The organism is Yersinia artesiana, assembly GCF_902726545.1.
GTDB lineage: Bacteria > Pseudomonadota > Gammaproteobacteria > Enterobacterales > Enterobacteriaceae > Yersinia > Yersinia artesiana.
Genome location: NZ_CACVAD010000013.1, coordinates 1 through 20,754, shown reverse-complemented (window position 1 = coordinate 20,754; position 20,754 = coordinate 1). Strand labels below are relative to the sequence as shown.

Below are 20,754 nucleotides of genomic sequence, written 5' to 3'. Positions count from 1 at the left end.
CGGCTCCTTGAATTCTCGAATAAGCACTTTGTCAGGGCAATTCTTGTCACCCTGACAGGTTTAAAAGTTAATGATTAATCGCGATACATGCTGAAATGTGACGCACAATCAATTAGTTGCTGTTTGGTCAGCATAAAGACGCCGTCACCGCCATTGTCAAACTCCAGCCAAGTGAACGGCACATCTGGATATTCATCCATCAAATGCACCATACTGTTGCCCACTTCACAAATCAGCACGCCATCATCTTGTAAAAAGTCTGGCGCACAAGCCAGAATGCGACGGGCCAGTTTCAAACCATCGCTGCCCGCAGCCAGACCCAGTTCAGGCTCGAAGCGGAACTCCTGTGGCAAATCAGCCATATCTTCAGCATCAACATACGGCGGGTTGGTGACAATCAAGTCATATTTGATAGGCGGTAAATCGCGGAACAAGTCAGAGCGAATCGGCGTGACCTGATGCTCCATGCCGTGCTGCTGAATATTGTGCTCAGTCACCGCTAACACGTCATTGGAGATATCGACAGCATCCACTTCCGCTTCCGGGAAAGCGTAAGCACAAGCAATAGCAATACAGCCGCTGCCAGTGCACATATCCAAAATATGCTTAGGTTGCTGGCGAATCAGCCCAGAAAAATTGTTATTAATCAGCTCACCAATCGGTGAACGTGGTACCAATACACGCTCATCAACGTAATATTCCATGCCACAGAACCAAGCTTTATTAGTCAGGTAAGCAACAGGAATGCGCTCATTTACCCGGCGAATAACTCGCTCAACAATACGATGGCGCTCGCTGGATGTCAGACGCGCACTGCGCATATCTTCTGGAATATCTATCGGTAAAAACAGGCTTGGAAAAACCAATTGCACCGCTTCGTCCCACGGATTATCAGTACCGTGACCATAAAAAATATTGGCCGCGTTAAAACGGCTGACGGCCCAACGCAACATATCCTGAATGGTGTGCAGCTCATTTACTGCTTCATCGACGAAAATCTTGTCCAAGGTATTCTCCAACTGGGGCTTAAAATCATTATCTATCTATGCCCCTAGTTTGCCATGAAGCCCGCCACAAATCAGCAGCAATACATCAGTTGAATGATAACCAAATAATGAAATAGACATTAAAGCCATCAATCCTACCGTTACATTTATTTAGACAGATGAATCTCAACAGGTAAACTGGGGGAATTGCATAAGTACGATGAACAGATAATGAAAAATAAATATCACCTGACAACAGATGAATTACAGCTATTTAAAGAGTCGATAGCCGGAGCAAAGAAGCTAAAACAAGACACGATAGTCCATCGCTCGCCACCCAAACTGGGTAAAAAAATTGCACCGGAGCGGTTGCTGCAAGAACAAGTGGATGCCAGTTATTATTTTTCCGACGAATTCCAACCGCAGTTGGATACCGAAGGCCCCACACGCTATGTGCGGCCCGGTGTTGATCATTTTGAAGTGAAAAAACTGCGACGCGGCGATTACTCACCCGATATGTTTTTGGATTTACACGGATTAACGCAGAAACAAGCCAAGCAGGAGTTGGGAGCATTAATTGCGGCTTGCAAACGCGAACATGTACATTGTGCCTGTGTGATGCATGGGCATGGCAAGCATGTTCTGAAGCAACAAACACCGCTATGGCTGGCGCAACATCCAGATGTGCTGGCATTTCATCAGGCCCCGAAAGAATGGGGTGGCACAGCTGCATTATTGGTGTTGATTGAATTAGAACAGTAGCCGAATTGGCTGGTGGGATGCATTTTTGCTAACGCTGTATACATACAATCTACCCGTTACAAAGAGTAGAAATAACAAGAGCGCGACAGTGACGCCGCGCCCATTGATCATTGGCTCAAATGATACTTAGCCGTGACAGGCTTTAGCTAAAAGCTGTGTCGGGCTAACCTGCCAGTCAAAAGTCCCTTTGCCCGTCTCATCATCCAAATCAACACAAGCGATGGCCGACGTCGCAAACATCGGCGGGCATTGCCCCGGACAAAGTTCAGCGACTAAATAGCCGACCAGTGGCAAGTGTGAAATGACTAGCACCGCAGCACAGTCTTCTTTTGCCAATGCTTGTAAATAGCAACTAACAAAAGCAGCATCCCCACCCGGCGTTAATTCTGGCATCACTTCCTGTTCAGCCGGAAGTGTCAGCACTTCACGCACCACTGCCAATGTCTGCCCTGCGCGTAAATAAGGGCTAACTAATACCCTATCAACATCAACGGACTGGTCGTTTAACCAGCTCGCGATCTGACGTGATTCATCTTGACCACACAGAGTCAGAGGCCTTTGCGCATCACTGGCTGCGTCAAGAGCCGCGTCGCCGTGACGCATAATGAAAACTTGCATATTGCACCGTTTTTGTTAACAAAATAACGCTATACAGAAACGCTTTGCGTGCTGTACCGCCGAAACCTTTGCTTGAGAGCAAAGAAACTTCATAACGATAACGCGCCGTCTCTCTATGGCGGCCGGGCATTTTGCCTGAAACTTAAGGTAAAGAAAATGGCTGTTTTTACACCAGTAACACCGACAGCCAACCTTGATTGGTTACAGAGTAACCATATCAACAGCTTAATCCAAACTCTATCACCTATGCAATAAGTGACAATTCATTCATTTTGGCATGAATAGTCACTTTACGTGATTCTAATTTAAGGTAGCGCGGGTAGCCCCCGATGTATAGCTACCTTATCCGTTAGAATTGCAGGTGGTGATCTTGTTCACACTCTTAATTATGTGCGGTAATGGCCCCTTCATCCATACTGTTTTCAGATGGATAAAACCTTTTTTGCTGCTCAGCCATCGTTACCAATAATGAGCAAGGCTCAAAACGCTCGCCATATTGCTGGGCAAGTAAATTCAGTGTTTTTACCACTTTATCTGCGCCCAGCCTGTCCATATAGCGGAAAGGCCCGCCCAGGAACGGAGGGAAACCAATCCCGAACACTGCACCAATATCCCCATCGCGCGGATTACGAATGATGGATTCATCCAGACAGCGCGCGGCTTCATTCAGCATCATCATCGTGCAGCGCTGTCCTATTACGGCAGATTCAAGATGCGCCCTCGGTGTGACACCCAGTAAGGTATACACGCTGGTATCCACTTGCTTGCCGGGGCTTCTTTTCCACTTAAAACCGCTACTTTTAGCGGGATAAAGGTAGAAACCGCGACTATTTTTACGCCCTTTCCGCCCATCCTTCAAGATGACATCAAAAGAAGGCGGTGCGGCAAAACGTGCCCCTAATTTCTCCACCAAAATAGGCATTATTTTGGTTCCCACATCAATTCCCACTTCATCCAGCAAGGTTATCGGGCCAACCGGGAAGCCAAAATCGACCAGCGCTTTATCAACTGAATCGATAGGTTCACCGTCTAATAGGCAGCGGGCTGCTTCATTGATATACGGAGCCAAAATACGGTTTACATAGAACCCGGCACGATCAGCGACCACAATCGCTGTTTTGCCCTGTTTGCGCGCTAAGGCAACCGTAGTTGCAATGGTTTCTTCGCTCGTTTTTGCATGCGGAATAACTTCCACCAACGGCATTTTATCCACCGGACTAAAGTAATGCAGGCCGATAACCTGCTCCGGCCGCTGTGCCTGTGCCGCGATGTCGCTGATTGGCAGAGATGATGTGTTAGAGGCGAAAATAGTGTGAGGAGCTGCGAAATGCTCAATATCTGCCACCATCTGCTGTTTCAGAGATAAATCTTCAAATACCGCTTCAACCACAATATCCACATTACCAAAACCACAATAATCGGTGCTACCGGAAATCAGCATCATCTGCCGTTGCCGCTCAGCCGGGCGCATCCGTTTACTGCGCACCCGCTTGCCTAAAGCATCCCAGGTATATTTCAGCGCCTGATTAATTCCGGTTGGATTGATATCTTTAATCCGTACCGGCAAACCCGCACGGGTTGCAGTGACATTAGCAATACCACCGCCCATCAAGCCCCCCCCTAAGACCCCGACACGATGGATCGCACGAGGCTTCGCTTTGCCACCGGTCTCTTTTTTCAGCGAGGTGGTGGCAAAAAACAAGCTGCGTAATGCGGCTGACTCAGGGGTCATCGCCAGCTCACCAAAAGCTTTAGCTTCGGCTTCATAACCTGCAGGCCCACCGTGATCCAGCCCTTTACGTACTACATCAATAATACGCTCTGCCGCAGGATAATGGCCTTGGGTCTTTGCCTGCGTTTTCTTACGAACGATATTAAATAACAGTGCCTTACCTAGCGGGCCACTGAGTAAACGTTCCTGCCACGGCAAGGCGGGCTTATCAAGCCAACCAGCTTTTGCCCGCTGAATAGCCACATCCAGCAAGATGTCCTGTGGCACTACATCGTCCACCAGCCCCATTTTAAGTGCCTGTCGCGCACGAACCTGCCTGCCCGTTAATATCATATCCAGCGCCTTACTGACCCCCACCAGGCGCGGCAAACGCTGAGTGCCACCCGAACCCGGCAGCAGCCCCAATTGCACCTCTGGCAAGCCGAGCACGGTTTTATCATCCTGTGAGCAAATTCGGCTATGACATGCCAGCGCCAGTTCCAGACCACCCCCGAGGCAAGCACCATGGATAGCGGCGACCACCGGCACAGGGAATGCCGCGATTTGTGCCAGAATGGATTGGCCTTTTTGAGCCAGAACGCGAGCATCTTGCGCAGTGCGACAAGCTGCAATCATGGTGATATCAGCACCAGCGATAAAAGAGTCCGGTTTGCCAGAAATAATCACTAAGCCCTGCAATTGGCTCAAGGCCTGTGCTTGTTGCAGTATTTCAGCAATTTGTTCTGCGAATTCAGCTTTTAAGGTGTTCACTTTATCACCGACAACATCAACAGTAATGATACCAATATTGTCGGGCCGAACATTGAGGGTGAATACAGAATGGGCTGAGGCGGCAACGCCCACTGGGGCCGTTTCATTACCGTTGCTAAGGGTATTTTCCTGACTCATTACTCCACCTCCAAAATCATTGCTGCACCCAAACCACCCGCAGCACATGCGGTTGTTAACCCTAGCCCACCACCACGGCGACGTAATTCATGTAATGTTTGAGTAATCATACGCGCGCCTGTCGCCGCAAAGGGGTGACCATAAGCAATGGAGCCACCTAATACGTTGAATTTACTCATATCAACTTCACCAATCGCCTGACTGCGCCCCAGTTTTTCGCGGGCGAAGCTATCACTGGCAAACATTTTCAGATTCGCCAGTGTTTGTGCTGCAAAGGCTTCATGCATATCAATAAGGGTTAAATCCGATAGAGTAATTCCAGCACGATCCAACGCCAGAGGGGTAGCGTAAGAGGGGCCTAATAGCATGTCTTGCCAGACATCAATGGCCGAAAAGGCAAAGCTGCGCAAGTAACCTAACGGTTGGAGACCCAATTCCTTCGCTTTTGATTCACTCATCATCATGACGGCGGCTGCCCCGTCGGTCAGTGGTGTACTGTTCGCCGCAGTGACGCTGCCGTGCTTGCGATCAAAGGCCGGACGTAATTTGGCATATTGCGCCATGGTAGAATCTTTGCGGATATTATTATCTTCAGTGATGGCATCACTAAACGGTGGAATATAAGCCGTCATCACCTCATCGTGTAATAACCCCTGTTGCCAGGCCTGTGCCGCCATTTGGTGAGAGCGTAGCGCTAGCGCATCCTGATCCTCGCGGCTAATTCCATAGGTTTTTGCCATCTGCTCGGCTGTATCCCCCATACGTAAACCCGTTGAATACTCAGCAACAGCGGGGGCTACTGGCAGCAAATCACGCAGTTTTAACCGGCTGAATAATTTCAATCGTTGGGATAGGGTTCGGGCTTTATTAACATCAACCAGCGTCCGCGCCAGCGCTTTGCTGACACCAATAGGTAAAACCGAAGAGGAATCTGCGCCGCCGGCAATCGCTACAGTGACGGAACCAGCCATGATGCTTTCCGCCACATTCGCCACCGCCTGAAAACTGGTCGCACATGCGCGCGAAACACTGTAAGCATCGGTATGCACACTCATGCCCGTGCCCAATACAATTTCACGGGCAATATTGGGCGCTTCTGGCATCTGTACCACTTGGCCGAATACCAGTTGATCAATCAATTCAGGAGCAATACCACTTCTGGCTAATAATTCACTGACCACAATTTTGCCTAAATCTACAGCCGGCACGCCATGATAAGCAGTTGCTTGCTTGGCAAAGGGGGTGCGCAGGCCGCTGACTATGGCAATGCGATCGCCCTGGCGCGTCACTAGCGGTAATGGCTTACTCATAAATGCTCCTGATAAGTCAAAGTGGCTTTGATTAAAGCATAACAAATAACAGGTCTGACCTGATCCAATTATTGTTAACCAAATATTTACATTTGGTAAACCTATAGAACAGGAAAGTGAGAGCAGGAGCAACTTTTCAGACTAAAAATTGGGAGTGAGAAGAACTGACAGGCTAATAACTTATGTACAAATGATGTATCAAACACGATGCATCAAAAAGACAAATCATTCAAAAACAAACGCGAAGCCAGAAGCTCCGCGTTTTTAGGTATTCGGCTGAACTGAGTCAGTGCGGATTAACGCAGACCTAACTGAAAAATCATGGTTTCAGCCTGGCAGGCAAAAGTGAAATCAACGGTTAAACGCACGCCACCGTCAGTTTCTTCCAGCTTATGCTCGATTAGGCAAGGCTCAGATTCAACAGCACGCGCTTTTTCAGTTAGTGTTTTCAGCATCGCTTCAGCTTCTGCACGATTATCGAATACACAGCTATAGGACGCGGTGCAATCGGTATTGTCCATGATAGTGCCTACATCTATACAGCAGCAGGCTGCGGTTTCTTCCGCGCTACAGCGGTTGTTTGTTGATCCAACAGTTGCATCTGACATCTTCAATTCTCCTCAACGGACATTTCAAAATAGGTGCAAATTGCCTATCAGATAGCGCAAATAACAATTGGCGCAAACAAATAAGACATAGTGCAAAAAATATTTTCTCTGACGCTATTTTACTACCGTCCGTCATCTGGCACTAGGACTTACTGTTTATAGGCCTATTAAGTGACGGAAATCACACTCAAATTGCTTGTTCAAGCATCAATAATGTAATAGTTGCTACATATTTGTGAGTTTTTTGTTAACTGCGTCTATTTTTTGCAATCAAATTAGACCAAATGTCAAAACATACTTGCAACACCCTCGCTGGTCAGACCTATACTTCAGCCACTGGTCTGCTTTGTCTGACCGATAACGGACCCTACAATCCCGCATTCTCTTGTTACGGTATGTAACATTAATTAAAATAATGAGGTTTTGGTCATGAACCAGAAAAACCTGTTTACCCGATCAGCTCTGGCAGCTGCAGTGGCAATAATTTCTTCAAACGTTTCTGCGGCCGGTTTTCAGCTGAATGAATATTCAGCAGCTGCATTGGGCCGCTCTTTCTCTGGTGAAGGCGCTGTTGCTGACAATGCCTCTGTTGGTAGCCGCAACCCCGCCGCAATGACCTTGTTCGACCGCCCTTCGTTCTCCGGCGGTGTCGTGTATGTCGATCCCAACGTTGATATCAGTGGTACATCACCCTTATCGGGCAGAAGTACCAGTGCCAAAAACATCGCGCCATCGGAGTGGATCCCCAATATCCACTTTATTATGCCGCTGAATGAGCAATGGGCAATTGGTGCTTCCGGTACCTCAAACTACGGTTTAGCCACTGAATTTAATGATGATTATGTTGCCGGTTCTCTGGGTGGTCAAACTGACCTGAAAACCGCAAACCTTAATCTGAGCGCAGCTTATCGCTTGAATGAAAACTTCAGTTTTGGTTTGGGTTTTGATGCAGTTTATGCCGATGCAAAAATTGTACGCCATATTGGTGAAGCTGGTCGAGGGGTTATCCCAGCCAGCACTGAAGTCACCCGTATGGAAGGAACCAAGTGGGGCTATGGTTGGAATGCGGGCGTTCTGTATGAAGTCGATAAAGAGAACCGCTACAGCTTCACCTATCGCTCCAAAGTAAAAATAGACTTTGATGGTGATTTCAGCAGCCAGTTACCACCACCAAGTGGCACAGGTGGTGCAGTGATTCCAGGTGCCCTGACTCTGAACCTGCCAGAAGTGTGGGAAGTATCCGGCTATAACCGCGTTGCACCACAATGGGCGATTCACTACAGCATGGCCTACACCAGTTGGAGCCAGTTCAAAGAGCTGAAAGCCACCGGGACTAATGGTCAAACGCTGTTCGAGAAGCAAGAAGGCTTCCACGATGCTTACCGTATCGCGCTGGGTACCACCTATTATTACGATGATAACTGGACCTTCCGTACTGGTATTGCTTTCGATGACAGCCCGGTTCCAGCAGATAACCGCACTATTTCGATTCCAGACCAAGACCGTTTCTGGATAAGTGCGGGTACCACCTACGCATTTAACAAAGATGCATCAGTTGACGTGGGTATTTCCTATATGCATGGCCAGAACGTGCATATCACGGAAAAAACACCAACAGCATTGGGCGGAACAACTTATGAGTTCGACTCTAAAGGTACCGCACTGCTGTATGGCGTGAACTTCAACTACGCTTTCTGATAACCATTATTGGCAACGTTGTTTTCCTAACAATAGTTGCCCACAAAAAAGCGCCTCGCGGCGCTTTTTTATTTATTCAATCCCTGAGAAGAGAGTAGATGTTCACCGCCAATGAGCGGGATAAGTCTCGCTAACACCTCATTATATAAACCCGCTTCTGATTCAGTCAGAAATTTAGCTTTACGCTGACGCCAGTCAAAGGTTTGGATTAGGGTTGTTGCCACAACACAAGGTGCATCAAGGTTGGTAACCGGAACTTCGGTAGGTGCGCCACGAACACTGCTACTCACAGGACAACACATCACCAATCCGGTTAAGCGGTTATATGTTTCATGTGAAAGAATAAGAGCAGGACGATATTTGCCAATCTCTTTCCCTTTCGTTGGTTCAAAATCCAACCAACAAATATCGCCTCGCTTTGGTATATACATTAATAATCAAGCTCCCTCTCCGTGGGATGTGTAAGTTCATCAGCATGTGCCGTGTAAGCGCTAAGTCCGGCAAGCAGGCTTTCTTCGGTCAATGGCTTTTTGACGACTTTTTGAATCACTAATCCTTGTTCGCTGATATCGATATCAACAGTGTCACCCACCTCAAAATTAGGGATAGTTTTAAGATTACCCGACAAACGTAAGGCAACACTATTGCCCCATTTTTGTAATGTGGCTTGAGCTCGCATAATCACCCCTTTCACTTTATGTATCTACAATGAGTATACACTCTTCAACTACGTAGATACAGCAGCAACAAAAAAGCGCCTCGCGGCGCTCTTTTGTGTGTCGAAGTAGCATATCTATCAGTTAGGTGAATCGATACTTTCCAAATCACCCTCAATAGCCTGAGCATTCGAGTTAACTTCTGGTTTTAACTGCCCACCGTTCGCCAGGAAATCATAGCGCTGGAAGTAGGCCTCACGCACCATCAAATAGGGATCGGAGGAGTTACGTAGCAAGCCATCTGAATCTAACAACTGTGCACGGGTTTCAACCCCTTCCAGCATCCATTTACCTGCCGACATCCAGAAAGTCAGATAACTCAGCACCGGATAGACGTAATCAGCCGCATTACCACCATCTTCACGGATCGTGAAGCTGCCATAGCCCGGTAATACTACGTAAGGCCCATAGCCAACATTATAGTGCCCCAACGTACTACCAAAACGGTTCGGCACTTTTTTCGCCAGCTTGGGATTCGCCATACCGGCCACATCTATTAAGCCCCCCATTCCCAAAATAGTGTTGAGGAAGAAGCGGTTAAAGTGCTTCATGGCGTTGTACGGGTCACCCACCAGGAAGCTGTTGACCATGCTGGCTGGCTCTTCAAGGTTACCCAGGAAGTTGCTCATCCCATTACGCGCAGGTTGTGGCACATAATCGCGCCAAGCAACGGCCACCGGACGCACGAGATAAGGGTCAAGAACCTCATAGTTAAAATTGAACATTGCCCGGTTAAAACCTTCCAGCGGATCTGAGCGGCCCTGCTCCATTTGATCCGGCGAGCTACTGGCGCAGCCTATTAATAGTACGGTTGCAAAAGCCAGCCCAATCAGGCGGTAGTTCATATCTTTCTCCATGAAATTCTTTCCAGCCCCTTATATTTAAGGGAGCTGTTTGTTTATCTGAACATGAATAGTTTGTGGCTGCCCTTTCGGGCCGAAATCCTGCACACCACTTTCACCAAACCAGTCACCTGGCTGCGGATTGGCAGTGCCATCCAGTGAAATACGCGCACGCACTTTCACCTGTTGCAACGAGGAGAGCAAACGCTCCGGCATCATTGCATTGCTATCATCCAGCGTCACGGATAGCGGGAATCGGCTCAAAGGTAGCTGTTTTACCGCTACGGGGATCGGGTTTGTGCCATCCGTTACCGAGATAATCAGCGCCCCTTGCTGGGGTAATTTCTGGGTAGCCTCTGGTGACAACGAGACCTCTATTCCCAGTGTAGCTGTTTCCTGCCCTGCCTGTGATTTCGCTTGCGCAATACTGCGTTTTATCACTTCGATGCGAGAATCACCAGCAGGCAGCAATTTTAGCATAACTTCCCACGCACCAATGGCTTGTTTAAAATCGCCCTGCTCAAAAGCATTAAAAGCTAACAAGCTCATGGCGCGTAAGTTGGTGTGATCCTGCCCGACCATAGTGCGCAACATCTTGGTTGCCAACTGATTATCTTGCGGATCATTGGAACGAGTCAGCACTTCAGCATAACCCAGCCTAACGTCATCATTATCGGGCGCAAGTTGGTAAGCTTTAGCAAAAGCTTGCGTGGCGGTAGTGGCATTATTCAGTGCCATGCCCACTCTGCCGAGCATCATCCAATCGTTGACGTTACCGCTATCTTGCTGCAATGAGGTACGCAATCCCAGCCCCAAACGTGCGACTTCCTCCATGGTCAGAGGCTCAGCCCGCTCATTGGCGACTCTGGCGCGCAACTCTGGCATCTGAGCTTCAACCTGATGCCACGCCTGCACTTGCGCCAGGCCGCCTGTTTTCACATATAACCCAACCGAAACCACTACCAGAATGACTACGCCCGGTAATAAAACCCAGCGGTTGATTGGGTTGGTGTCCTCAGTGGATTCATGTGGGATATCTGTTAGCAGATTTTGCTGTAATTCCTGAATCAATTCAGGCCGCTGTTCCACTACGCCCTGGGCTTCATCTGCTGCCAATTCAGATAACCGGTCTTGATAAATCGCCTTATTTAGCTCATCTCGGGTAGTTACCGATGAATTGTTCTCTTGTCGCAGCGCCGGAATGACCAACAAGGCACCCGCGACCGCCAGCAAAATAATCACTATCAGCCAAAAAACCATTATGGTTGTTTCCTGTTCGTCTTTTTGTGTGGAGCCGGAGGTTGTTTTTGTTCAGCCAGCAGAATGTCTAACCGCTGCTGCTCCTGCGGTGAAAGTAAGGCCTCTTTTTCCACCCGCCGCCGGGCGCGTAACACCACAATCACCGCACCAAGCAGAACAAACATGGTCGGGCCGACCCACAAAATCAAAGTTGCTGCCGTCACCGGTGGCTCATAAGTGACGAAATTGCCATAGCGGGCCACCATATAATCAATGATTTGCTGTTTAGAATTACCCTGCTGCTGCAATTCATACACCTTGCCACGCATATCGGCGGCAATGATGGCATTAGAATCAGCAATGCTGTTGTTTTGGCATTTAGGGCAACGCAATTGCTCGGTTAACTCACGATACTGCTGTTCCTGCTCCACTGAGCTAAAGGTGTAAGTATCAATGGCGGCAAAAACATTGGTCGCAAAAATACTCCAGCCCAATATCAGGCCCAGTGCCAGGCTGAATAATCTCATGCGCCCCCCTGATACTTTTTATACAGCGGCAGGATTTCCTGCTGCCAGACGCGATCATTAAGATCACCGGCATGGCGATAGCGAATAATGCCCTGACCGTCGATCAAGAAAGTTTCTGGTGCGCCATAAACCCCCAGATCCAGCCCCAACATGCCATCGCCATCATACAAACTCAGCGCGTAAGGATTACCCAGCGAATTAAGCCACTGCACCGCTTTGGCCCGATCATCTTTATAGTTCAACCCCACCACACGAATACCCTGCGCCGCCAGCTTATTCAGATATTCATGCTCGGCACGGCAAGTGGGGCACCATGTGGCCCAGACATTGAGCAACATGGGTTTGCCGTCATGCAATACCGCCTGATCGAAAGTTTTCCCCGGTTGATCAAGGGATTCCAGTTTAAAAGTCGGTACCGGTTTGCCAATCAGCGCCGATTCCAGCATGGTGGGATCATCACCATTGGCATTGCGGGTCAATTGCACCAGAAAAGCCACAACCAGCAGCAGAAAGAGCACCAGCGGAATGAACATCAGCTTATTAAATGAAGATTGAGATTTCATTATTTAGCCTCCGTCGCCGCGCCGCGTTTTAACTTTTTGCTCATCCGATAACGGGGATCAAACATACAGAAAATGCCGCCGATGGCCATAAACACCCCGCCATACCAGATCCAACGGACAAATGGCTTGTAATACAAGCGCACCGCCCAGGAGCCATCATCCAGCTCTTCACCCAGCGCGGCATACAGATCGCGTGTCAGGCCACCATCAATGGCAGCTTCCGTCATCATCGAGCGAGCCACACTGTAATAGCGTTTTTCTGCATGTAAGGTCGCTTCAGGTTTGCCGTTTCGGGTGACATCAATAATGCCCACACCGCCGGTATAGTTTGGCCCTTTAACATCATGAACATCGCGGAATACGAAGTGATAATCGTGAATATCGATGCTATCACCAGCTTTCATGCGCACATCGCGTTCGACACTGTAATTCTGACTGAACGCAATACCGATCACGGTCACCGCCACCCCAAGGTGCCCCAGCACCATCCCCCAATGGCTACGGGATAGATGGCTCAGACCACGCCAGAAACCATGACGATGCGTGGCGCGTTCGTGCAACTCCATCAGGGTCAGGATAATCACCCAGATAGCCATCATCAGGCCAACTACGGTCATTCCGGCAATAGTATCTTGCAGCAACCAAGGGACTAATATCGACATGAGCAAAGTGACCACCAGCGCCACACCCAAGCGTTTGTAAAGCTTGCTCGGCTCATCGCGACGCCAGCGCACCAATGGGCCAATCCCCATTAAGAGCGCCATCGGAGCCATCAACCAGGTAAACATGGTATTAAAGAAGGGTTCGCCGATGGAGATGCTGCCTAATCCAAGCTGTTTGTGGACCAATGGCAGCAAGGTGCCGAGCAATACCACCAACATAGCAGCAATTAGCAGCACGTTATTACCCAGCAGGAATGTCTCGCGCGAGAACACTTCATGCTGAGTCCGGCTGCGCACTTGTGCGCCTTTAACCGCATACAGCAGCAAAGAGCCGCCGATAACTATCACTAAATAGGCCAGGATAAACATGCCGCGCGCGGGATCAGAGGCGAAAGAGTGCACCGAGACTAATACACCGGAGCGCACCAGGAATGTCCCCATCAGGCATAAAGAAAATGCGGTAATTGCCAGCAATACTGTCCACGCTTTGAATGTTCCGCGTTTTTCAGTGACGGCCAATGAATGAATCAGCGCCGTCCCTGCCAGCCACGGCATAAAGGAAGCATTCTCTACCGGATCCCAGAACCACCAACCGCCCCAACCGAGTTCATAGTAAGCCCAAGCGGAGCCGAGCACGATCCCCATAGTCAGGAACACCCATGCGGCCTGAGTCCACGGGCGTGACCAGCGAGCCCAGGCGCTATCGAGCCTGCCGGCCATTAAAGAGGCAATGGCGAAAGCAAATGCCACTGAGAAACCGACGTAACCCATATAAAGCAAAGGTGGATGGAAAATCAACCCGACATCTTGCAACAGCGGGTTCAAGTCATTGCCATCAATCGGGAAGTCCGGCAAGGTGCGGTTGAACGGATTCGAGGTCAGAATAATAAACAGCAGGAAGCCGCCAGTAATCATCCCCAATACTGACAACACACGGGCGACCGCATCATCCGGCATGGAGCGGCTAAACAGTGCCACCGCCAGTGACCAACAACTGAGTAGCAATACCCACAACAGCAGTGACCCTTCGTGCGCCCCCCAGGTTGCCGCAATGCGGTAATAGACTGGCAGATGTGAATTTGAGTTTGCCGCGACATAAGAGACGGTGAAATCATTTACTACAAACGCATATACAAGGCATATAAATGACAGCGCGATGGTGGCAAACATACCGTAGGTCAATGGCCTGCCGGTTGCCATCATGCGGGCATCCTGACGAGCAGCACCCCACTGCGGGTACAAGCTCAGCAATAGCGAAATTGCCAGCGCCAGACATAACAAGAAACTACCCATTTCTGGCATCATGAGGCATTACCTTGCGCAGCGGTGCTGTTGTAGGCCTCAGCCGGGCGGGTATGGTTTTCTTTCATCGCCTCTTTGACTTCCGGTGGCGTGTATTTTTCATCATGTTTTGCCAAGACTTCTTTGGCATTGATGGTATTGCCTTCAGCAAAGACACCTTGCGCCACCACCCCCTGCCCCTCACGGAACAAGTCGGGCAAAATACCGGTATAGGTCACAGTGACGGCACCTCGCGCATCGTAAACCTTAAAACTCATTTCTAACGTTTTGTCGTCACGCTTCACCGACCCCGGCATCACCATACCGCCGATACGCAAGCGCTGACCGATTTCCGGCTTCTCATGGCGCTCGCCTTTGCCCTGCAAAATTTCACCCGGCGTATAAAACAAATCAATATTAGAACGCAGCGCGTACAGCACCAGAGTGGTGGTCAAACCGATACCGATTAGAACCACAATCGCCAGATAGAGCCGACTTTTTCTACGTGGGTTCACTGTTGTTTCTCCTGCGAACGAGCGGCATGTTGCGCCTGATTTGCCTGACGAATACGATGCTCTCTCGCCTCACGGCGCTTAATATCCGTTAATAATTGTTTGTGCTGCCATACCGTGTGTATCCATAGGCCCAGCAGTGATAAAACCGTCGCTGCTATCGCCAGCCAGACATAAAAGGCATACCCCCCCATGGCAAAAAATGCCGCCCAGGAATTAAAGGCCGGATTCATACACGAGGCTCCTTATGCAACAAAGCGGCGACCCAAGGCCGATGGCGCTCTTGCTGCAAAATCAGATTGCGCAGGCGCATTAATGTCAGGGTGATAAAGAAGAAGAGATAGCCAAAAATAGCCCAGCGCAGCGGGGAGCGCATGCTCGGATCAATGCTTTGCTGCATGTTAGTCGAACCTTGATGCAAGGTATTCCACCACACGACAGAGAAATGAATAATCGGAATATTAACCACACCGACCAGCACCAAAATACCGGCGGCGCGCCCGGCCAGTTTGCGGTCTTCAAAAGCGTTATACAGGGCGATCACCCCTAGATAGAGGAATAACAGCACTAACTCGGAGGTCAACCGCGCATCCCAGATCCACCATGTTCCCCACATGGGTTTACCCCAGGCCGACCCGGTAACCAAGGCAATAAAGGTAAATACGGCACCTACCGGGGCCATGGCGGCCACGACGTTATCGGACATTTTCATTTGCCAGACCAAACCGACAAACGCCGCGATAGCCATCGACATATAAATGCCCATCGACCAAATCGCCGCCGGAACATGCAAGTAGATGATACGGAAGCTATCACCTTGCTGGTAATCCGACGGGGCGAAACCAAAGCCCCACACCCAGCCCACCATCAGGCAGATAGCTGCCCCGATGCTCAGCCATGGGATAAATCGGCCACACAACTGATAGAGCCGTTCAGGTTTAGCGAATTGATGAAACCATTTCCACATTTTTCATTGCTCACATTAAAATTGGACGGGCATCACCACAGGTGGGTAATACCGGTGCAGGGTACGGCGCGCAATCTGCTCTGACTGGTGTTGGCTACCGCGCTTAAGCTTCTGAAAATCGGTACTCTTTTCTTCTTATTATAAATCGTTTATTACTCATACCCGCCGTAAACAGCTAGTGCACACTTACTCTCAATGCAGCGGCGGTAGCAAAAGGCGCCAGTGTCGCGCTCCCCGCCAGCATCGCGCCCAAAATCGCCAGATAACCATCGATGGGTAATGACATTGAAGCGGCGTCAATGGCCGCAGTAGCAAATATCAGCACCGGGATATACAGCGGCAGCACCAATAAGCTTAGTAAAACCCCTCCTTTACGTAATCCCACCGTTAGCGCCACACCGATTGCCCCGATAAAACTTAAAGTTGGCGTTCCCAGTAACAGTGTCAGCGCCATCGCAATGGCCGTGTTGCTATCAAGGGAAAGCAATAAAGCCACCAGCGGCGATAAAATCAGTAACGGTAGCCCGGTAACCACCCAGTGAGCACACACTTTGCCTAACACCGTGAGTGTCAGCGGGCTGGGTAATAACAGCAACTGCTCAAGCGAGCCATCGTGAAAATCATCACGGAAGAGTCGTTCCAGCGATAATAATGATGCTAATAGTGCGGCGACCCAAACAATGCCCGGTGCAATCCGCGCCAGTAATTGTGGCTCTGGGCCGATACCCAGCGGAAATAAGGTGATGACAATCAGAAAAAACCAGAGCGGATTAACGATTTCTGCGCCTTTCCTGAAGGCAATTTTTAATTCGCGGCGCAACACGCTAATAAACATTAATTCTCCTGCGTGTTGGTTAAACGGATTTTACGTACCTGCTGCCCGACATCATCCAACTCCTGATGAGTAGTGAGCAGCACCATGCCCCCTTTAGCGGCATGTTCCACAAACAGAGCCAACAAGGTGCTAACCCCCTGTTTATCTATTGCGGTCAGTGGCTCATCCAAAATCCACAATGGTGATTGGCTCAACCACAAACGGGCTAAAGCCACCCGCCGCTGCTGCCCCGCCGATAGTTGTGATACCGGCAAATCTTCATATCCTACCAGCCCGACTTGAGATAATGCCTGCCAGATGGCAGCGCTATCAACCTGTTGAAATACCGATTGATAAAAGGCCAAATTCTCAAAAGGGGTGAGTACCGATTTGATTCCCGGCTGATGGCCTAAAAAGAGTAAATCCTGATGATAACGGGCGCGGTCACGGCGGATATTCTCCCCCAACCAATTCACCTGCCCTTCGTCGGCATCGGCAAGGCCCGCCAGAATGCGCAACAGGCTGGTTTTACCGGCCCCGTTTTGCCCCTCGACCTGCACAATCTCTCCCGCAGCCACACAAAAACTGAGCTGTTGAAATAAGCTTCTTTCATCTCGGATGCAGGTCAGATTTTTAGCTTCCAGCATGAAGGATTGTCTTCCACCGTAGGATTGTCAGTTCAGGAAAACCGAATGATAACATAAAGGCTTAATCCTTACGTAGTATGGGCCCAACGCTATCGCTACCCTTATAGAGGTAATATTCGGGTTAAGATCAATGTTCTGTAGAAAAAACCAACAACATGAACATCAGGTGACCTGCTACTTTCGCGTGCATGACTAAAAAGCCGCGAATAAAGATTTGCCCCATCAATCTAAAAAAACGATAAAGTGGACGGTGATTCACCGCCCCCAACCCCGTAACGGCTCGTATTTTGCGGCTATATCTGATGTTTTTTGCCAATAAATACTCATTATTCACCACCAGTTGGCGACAGAGTAACCAAACAGATAGCTAACTGCTTATTATCTGGGTCAAAATGCGTATAATACTCCGGCAGTGCATTTCATCGACAATCACCCTACCGGTGAGCAGGTCCCCGTAGTTAAACGGATATAACAAGCCCCTCCTAAGGGCTAGTTACTGGTTCGATTCCAGTCGGGGACACCATTAGCACTTATCACTCCCTCCTTTTCCCCGAAAATGCTTACCTCCCCTGTTGACTTATTTTGCTAGAAGTATACTTTTCAGGACATGAAGAAAATTCTCATTATTGTTCCTGATGGCGGCATGTTGTTCGAGTCTGCCGGTATTGCTGACATTCTGATGCAGGCTAACCAGTTGCATACGGAAGGCCTGGATCGCCCTCGTTATCATGTTGGTATTGCAACAACTCAGCTGCATCAGGTGATCCACGGCCAGTCCGGGTTAAACCTGCTGGCCGATCATCGCCTTCATGAGCTGGATCCCCGTGAGCCGTTCGATACCATACTCATTACTGGCCGGGGCCAAAATGAGCTGGAAGGCACTGCCATTGTCGATTGGTTGCATCTCGCAGCGCCACATGCGCGCCGTATAGCCTCAATTTGCGGTGGGGCGATGCTGTTGGCGCAGGCCGGATTGCTTAATGGAAGACGAGCAACGACTCACTGGAAATTGCTGGAAACCATGCAGTCAGCATTTCCTGAAATAAAGGTCGAAAGCGGGCCGCTGTATATTCAAGATGGGCCTATCTGGACATCCGGTGGTGTCAGCTCCGGTTTTGATCTGACACTGGCACTGGTTGAGGAAGATTACGGTTTTAGCCTTGCCCGCGATGTCGCACAGGATTTAGTGATGTATCTTCGCCGTCCCGGCGGTCAATTACAGTTTAGCCGCTACGATCTGCGGAAAAACAGCGGTTCTGGCCCGATAAGCGATCTACAGTCGTGGATCCTGGAAAATATTACCTCCGACCTCTGCGTTGAAAATCTGGCAGAAAAAGTGGCGATGAGTCCGCGCAATTTCACCCGCGTTTTTACCCGTGAAACCGGCGCATCTCCGGCGCGCTATGTTGCCGAAGCTCGCCTTGCTGCCGCACGGCAACGGCTGGAGCAAACCACCGATATGTTGGACGAAATTGCCGCACAAACGGGTTTCGGCAGCAGTATCAATCTGCGCCGTATGTTTGAAAAACAACTGCACCTGACACCGGGGGAATATCGCCAGCGCTTTCATTGTCGCAAAATGGCGTAAAATGATCCTTTTTTGTCATTTACGCCAAACTGCTCTGGGCCTAAAGTCACTCCTGAGACAACACATTAGGAGTTCATCATGGTCAAGGTCGGTATTAATGGTTTCGGGAGAATCGGGCGCAACGTACTGCGCGCAGCACTGGGCAATCCGGATATTCAGATTGTGGCAATCAACGATCTGACAGACAGCAAAACGCTGGCTCATCTGCTGAAATACGACTCTCTACTGGGTACGCTGGCATGTTCAGTGGATGCAGCCGATGGGCAACTGACTGTCGATGGTCAACCAATCGTGGTATTCAGTGAACGCGATCCGGCCCGCATTCCTTGGCGAGATGTGGACGTGGATATCGTGATTGAGGCGACGGGTTTCTTCACTGAACGCGAAAAAGCAGCGGTGCATATTAACAGTGGCGGGGCAAAACGCGTCATCATCTCAGCACCGGGCAAAAATGACGATTTAACCGTAGTGATGGGCGTCAACCATCAACTGTACGACCCGCAAAAACACTTTGTTGTCAGTAATGGTAGCTGCACGACCAATGGTCTGGCACCTGCCGCACAAGTGCTACACCAACATTTTGGTATCAAGCACGGCCTGATGAATACCACCCACGCCTATACCAACAGTCAGGTATTGCACGACCAGCCCGAACAAGATTTACGCGGTGCACGCGCGGCAGCGCTGTCGATTGTGCCTTACTCCAGTGGTGCTGCCAAAGCGTTAGGGAAAGTCATTCCCGAACTTGATGGCCGGCTGACAGGCTACTCGCTGCGGGTGCCCGTTCCGGTGGTGTCGATAGTCGATCTCACCGTGACGCTTGAGCGTGATGTCGCTGTGCAAGAAGTTAACGATGCATTCCGCCAGGCGGCAGCGTCTGGGCCGTTGCAGGGTATTCTGGGTTATAGCGACGAACCCTTGGTTTCGAGCGATTATCAGGGCGATCCGCGTTCATCTATTATTGATGGGTTATCGACACTGGTTATCGGCGGAAATATGGTCAAAATCCTCGCTTGGTATGACAACGAATGGGGATTCTCAAATCGCCTTGTCGATCTGGCATTAATGATGAACCAGCGCGAACGATAATCAATGCGGCTCTCGAACACCCGATTTTATCGGGTGTTTGCATGGCTCTACCGGCACACACTGTTCTGAACGGGTAAATCCCACAAAAATCGCAACTTAGTGAATGAGAAAATGATAGTTATTTTTATCTCACGCCATCGTGCTTAAATTGAATATAAAGCCCCATTAAGTTATTTACATTATATTTCCGGTAAATTTTCATTCGGTGGGCGCTGGCTGTTTTATGACTAATATTTAATAACTCCGCGATATCAGCATTAGATATTCCGGTTAAAATAAGATGCATAACTTCCTTTTCCCTTGGTGTTAACGGGCAGTCACCTTTTAACTGACTACTGATTTTTAAGTCACGCTTCTTTACCCGGCGATCCAATACAAAATCTTCCAACATTCGTTTCAATAGCTCTAATGGGGCATTTTTATATAAAAAAACTGTGGGTAATCTTCGCATTTCGCCGAGAAAATTTAAGGCGTTCTGTTCTTTGATAAATAAGAATATGTTGGATTTTTTGGTTTTATTATTTATCAGACTAAAAATATAAAGCAAGTCTAATTTATTGATATTATCGGCATCAAGAATTATTCGCGCATTATCCACTTGCGAGATTGATTTATGAAACTCTGCTAATGAATAACAAATAGTAATTGAAAAATCAGACTTGTTATTTTCCTTATTAGAAATCTCAGTTATTATTTCATTAAAAA

Annotated in this window: 22 protein-coding genes and 1 tRNA gene; 5 read left to right on the top strand and 18 right to left on the bottom strand. The window is 49.1% G+C overall.

What is annotated here, in order from left to right:
• Positions 1-74: 74 nt before the first annotated feature.
• Positions 75-1,007 (bottom strand): 50S ribosomal protein L3 N(5)-glutamine methyltransferase, encoded by a 933-nt coding sequence (prmB, locus tag HU019_RS06015; RefSeq protein WP_019081969.1) that lies wholly within the window; start codon positions 1,005-1,007, stop codon positions 75-77.
• Positions 1,008-1,217: 210 nt separating this feature from the next.
• Here prmB and smrB point away from each other — a divergent pair, with 210 nt between their 5' ends.
• The gene (smrB, locus tag HU019_RS06010; protein WP_019081967.1) at positions 1,218-1,748 is read left to right on the top strand and encodes an endonuclease SmrB; all 531 of its coding nucleotides are present in this window, start codon (positions 1,218-1,220) and stop codon (positions 1,746-1,748) included.
• A gap of 126 nt (positions 1,749-1,874) precedes the next feature.
• Here smrB and sixA read toward each other — a convergent pair whose 3' ends face one another.
• The 4 genes from sixA to HU019_RS05990 all read right to left on the bottom strand — a co-directional run bounded on the left by sixA (position 1,875) and on the right by HU019_RS05990 (position 6,904).
• Positions 1,875-2,366, bottom strand: a complete 492-nt coding sequence (gene sixA, locus HU019_RS06005; RefSeq protein WP_005158598.1) for a phosphohistidine phosphatase SixA — start codon at positions 2,364-2,366, stop codon at positions 1,875-1,877.
• 382 nt (positions 2,367-2,748) lie between these two features.
• Complete coding sequence (gene fadJ, locus HU019_RS06000) at positions 2,749-4,986, bottom strand: fatty acid oxidation complex subunit alpha FadJ (protein WP_174849994.1); 2,238 nt, start codon at positions 4,984-4,986, stop codon at positions 2,749-2,751.
• Positions 4,986-6,296: an acetyl-CoA C-acyltransferase FadI gene (gene fadI, locus HU019_RS05995; protein ID WP_174849993.1), complete on the bottom strand. Its 1,311-nt coding sequence runs from the start codon at positions 6,294-6,296 to the stop codon at positions 4,986-4,988. Before fadI ends, fadJ begins: the two co-directional genes overlap by 1 nt.
• 296 nt (positions 6,297-6,592) lie before the next feature.
• Positions 6,593-6,904 carry a YfcZ/YiiS family protein gene (locus tag HU019_RS05990; protein ID WP_019081964.1) on the bottom strand — a complete coding sequence of 104 codons (312 nt, stop codon included), beginning with the start codon at positions 6,902-6,904 and terminating at the stop codon, positions 6,593-6,595.
• Positions 6,905-7,333: 429 nt separating this feature from the next.
• On the opposite strand from HU019_RS05990, the gene fadL reads away from it, so the two are divergent.
• On the top strand, positions 7,334-8,602 hold the full coding sequence (gene fadL / locus HU019_RS05985) for a long-chain fatty acid transporter FadL (RefSeq protein ID WP_174849992.1): 1,269 nt from the start codon (positions 7,334-7,336) through the stop codon (positions 8,600-8,602).
• A gap of 68 nt (positions 8,603-8,670) precedes the next feature.
• On the opposite strand, the gene HU019_RS05980 is transcribed toward fadL, so the two are convergent.
• The 12 genes from HU019_RS05980 to ccmA all read right to left on the bottom strand — a co-directional run bounded on the left by HU019_RS05980 (position 8,671) and on the right by ccmA (position 17,372).
• Complete coding sequence (locus HU019_RS05980; protein WP_174849991.1) at positions 8,671-9,033, bottom strand: type II toxin-antitoxin system PemK/MazF family toxin; 363 nt, start codon at positions 9,031-9,033, stop codon at positions 8,671-8,673.
• Positions 9,033-9,281, bottom strand: coding sequence for an AbrB/MazE/SpoVT family DNA-binding domain-containing protein (locus HU019_RS05975; protein ID WP_005171960.1), 249 nt, complete (start codon positions 9,279-9,281; stop codon positions 9,033-9,035). The genes HU019_RS05980 and HU019_RS05975 overlap by 1 nt, the downstream gene beginning before the upstream one ends.
• A 117-nt stretch (positions 9,282-9,398) precedes the next feature.
• Positions 9,399-10,163, bottom strand: coding sequence for a phospholipid-binding lipoprotein MlaA (gene mlaA / locus HU019_RS05970; RefSeq protein WP_072081724.1), 765 nt, complete (start codon positions 10,161-10,163; stop codon positions 9,399-9,401).
• Positions 10,164-10,199: 36 nt separating this feature from the next.
• Entirely contained in the window at positions 10,200-11,420 is a 1,221-nt protein-coding gene (gene ccmI / locus HU019_RS05965) for a c-type cytochrome biogenesis protein CcmI (RefSeq protein ID WP_174849990.1), read from the bottom strand.
• Complete coding sequence (locus tag HU019_RS05960) at positions 11,420-11,926, bottom strand: cytochrome c-type biogenesis protein (RefSeq protein WP_174849989.1); 507 nt, start codon at positions 11,924-11,926, stop codon at positions 11,420-11,422. The genes ccmI and HU019_RS05960 overlap by 1 nt, the downstream gene beginning before the upstream one ends.
• Positions 11,923-12,489, bottom strand: coding sequence for a DsbE family thiol:disulfide interchange protein (locus HU019_RS05955; RefSeq protein WP_174849988.1), 567 nt, complete (start codon positions 12,487-12,489; stop codon positions 11,923-11,925). Before HU019_RS05955 ends, HU019_RS05960 begins: the two co-directional genes overlap by 4 nt.
• Complete coding sequence (locus HU019_RS05950; RefSeq protein WP_174849987.1) at positions 12,489-14,456, bottom strand: heme lyase CcmF/NrfE family subunit; 1,968 nt, start codon at positions 14,454-14,456, stop codon at positions 12,489-12,491. The genes HU019_RS05955 and HU019_RS05950 overlap by 1 nt, the downstream gene beginning before the upstream one ends.
• On the bottom strand, positions 14,453-14,947 hold the full coding sequence (gene ccmE / locus HU019_RS05945) for a cytochrome c maturation protein CcmE (RefSeq protein WP_019083583.1): 495 nt from the start codon (positions 14,945-14,947) through the stop codon (positions 14,453-14,455). The genes HU019_RS05950 and ccmE overlap by 4 nt, the downstream gene beginning before the upstream one ends.
• The gene (ccmD, locus tag HU019_RS05940) at positions 14,944-15,177 is read right to left on the bottom strand and encodes a heme exporter protein CcmD (RefSeq protein ID WP_174849986.1); all 234 of its coding nucleotides are present in this window, start codon (positions 15,175-15,177) and stop codon (positions 14,944-14,946) included. Before ccmD ends, ccmE begins: the two co-directional genes overlap by 4 nt.
• A complete protein-coding gene (locus tag HU019_RS05935) occupies positions 15,174-15,911 on the bottom strand; it encodes a heme ABC transporter permease (RefSeq protein ID WP_174849985.1) in 738 nt (245 codons plus the stop codon). Before HU019_RS05935 ends, ccmD begins: the two co-directional genes overlap by 4 nt.
• 175 nt (positions 15,912-16,086) lie before the next feature.
• Positions 16,087-16,746 carry a heme exporter protein CcmB gene (ccmB, locus tag HU019_RS05930; RefSeq protein WP_011815897.1) on the bottom strand — a complete coding sequence of 220 codons (660 nt, stop codon included), beginning with the start codon at positions 16,744-16,746 and terminating at the stop codon, positions 16,087-16,089.
• Positions 16,746-17,372 carry a cytochrome c biogenesis heme-transporting ATPase CcmA gene (ccmA, locus tag HU019_RS05925; RefSeq protein WP_174849984.1) on the bottom strand — a complete coding sequence of 209 codons (627 nt, stop codon included), beginning with the start codon at positions 17,370-17,372 and terminating at the stop codon, positions 16,746-16,748. The genes ccmB and ccmA overlap by 1 nt, the downstream gene beginning before the upstream one ends.
• 448 nt (positions 17,373-17,820) lie before the next feature.
• Here ccmA and HU019_RS05920 point away from each other — a divergent pair.
• The 3 genes from HU019_RS05920 to gap all read left to right on the top strand — a co-directional run bounded on the left by HU019_RS05920 (position 17,821) and on the right by gap (position 20,049).
• Positions 17,821-17,895, top strand: a tRNA-Arg gene (locus HU019_RS05920).
• Between the two features lie 84 nt (positions 17,896-17,979).
• Entirely contained in the window at positions 17,980-18,960 is a 981-nt protein-coding gene (locus HU019_RS05915) for a GlxA family transcriptional regulator (protein ID WP_174849983.1), read from the top strand.
• 78 nt (positions 18,961-19,038) lie between these two features.
• On the top strand, positions 19,039-20,049 hold the full coding sequence (gene gap, locus HU019_RS05910; protein ID WP_174849982.1) for a type I glyceraldehyde-3-phosphate dehydrogenase: 1,011 nt from the start codon (positions 19,039-19,041) through the stop codon (positions 20,047-20,049).
• 124 nt (positions 20,050-20,173) lie between these two features.
• Here the strand turns inward: gap and HU019_RS05905 are convergent.
• Positions 20,174-20,754: helix-turn-helix transcriptional regulator (locus HU019_RS05905; protein ID WP_174850479.1), on the bottom strand; the 581-nt coding region annotated here is incomplete at its 5' end.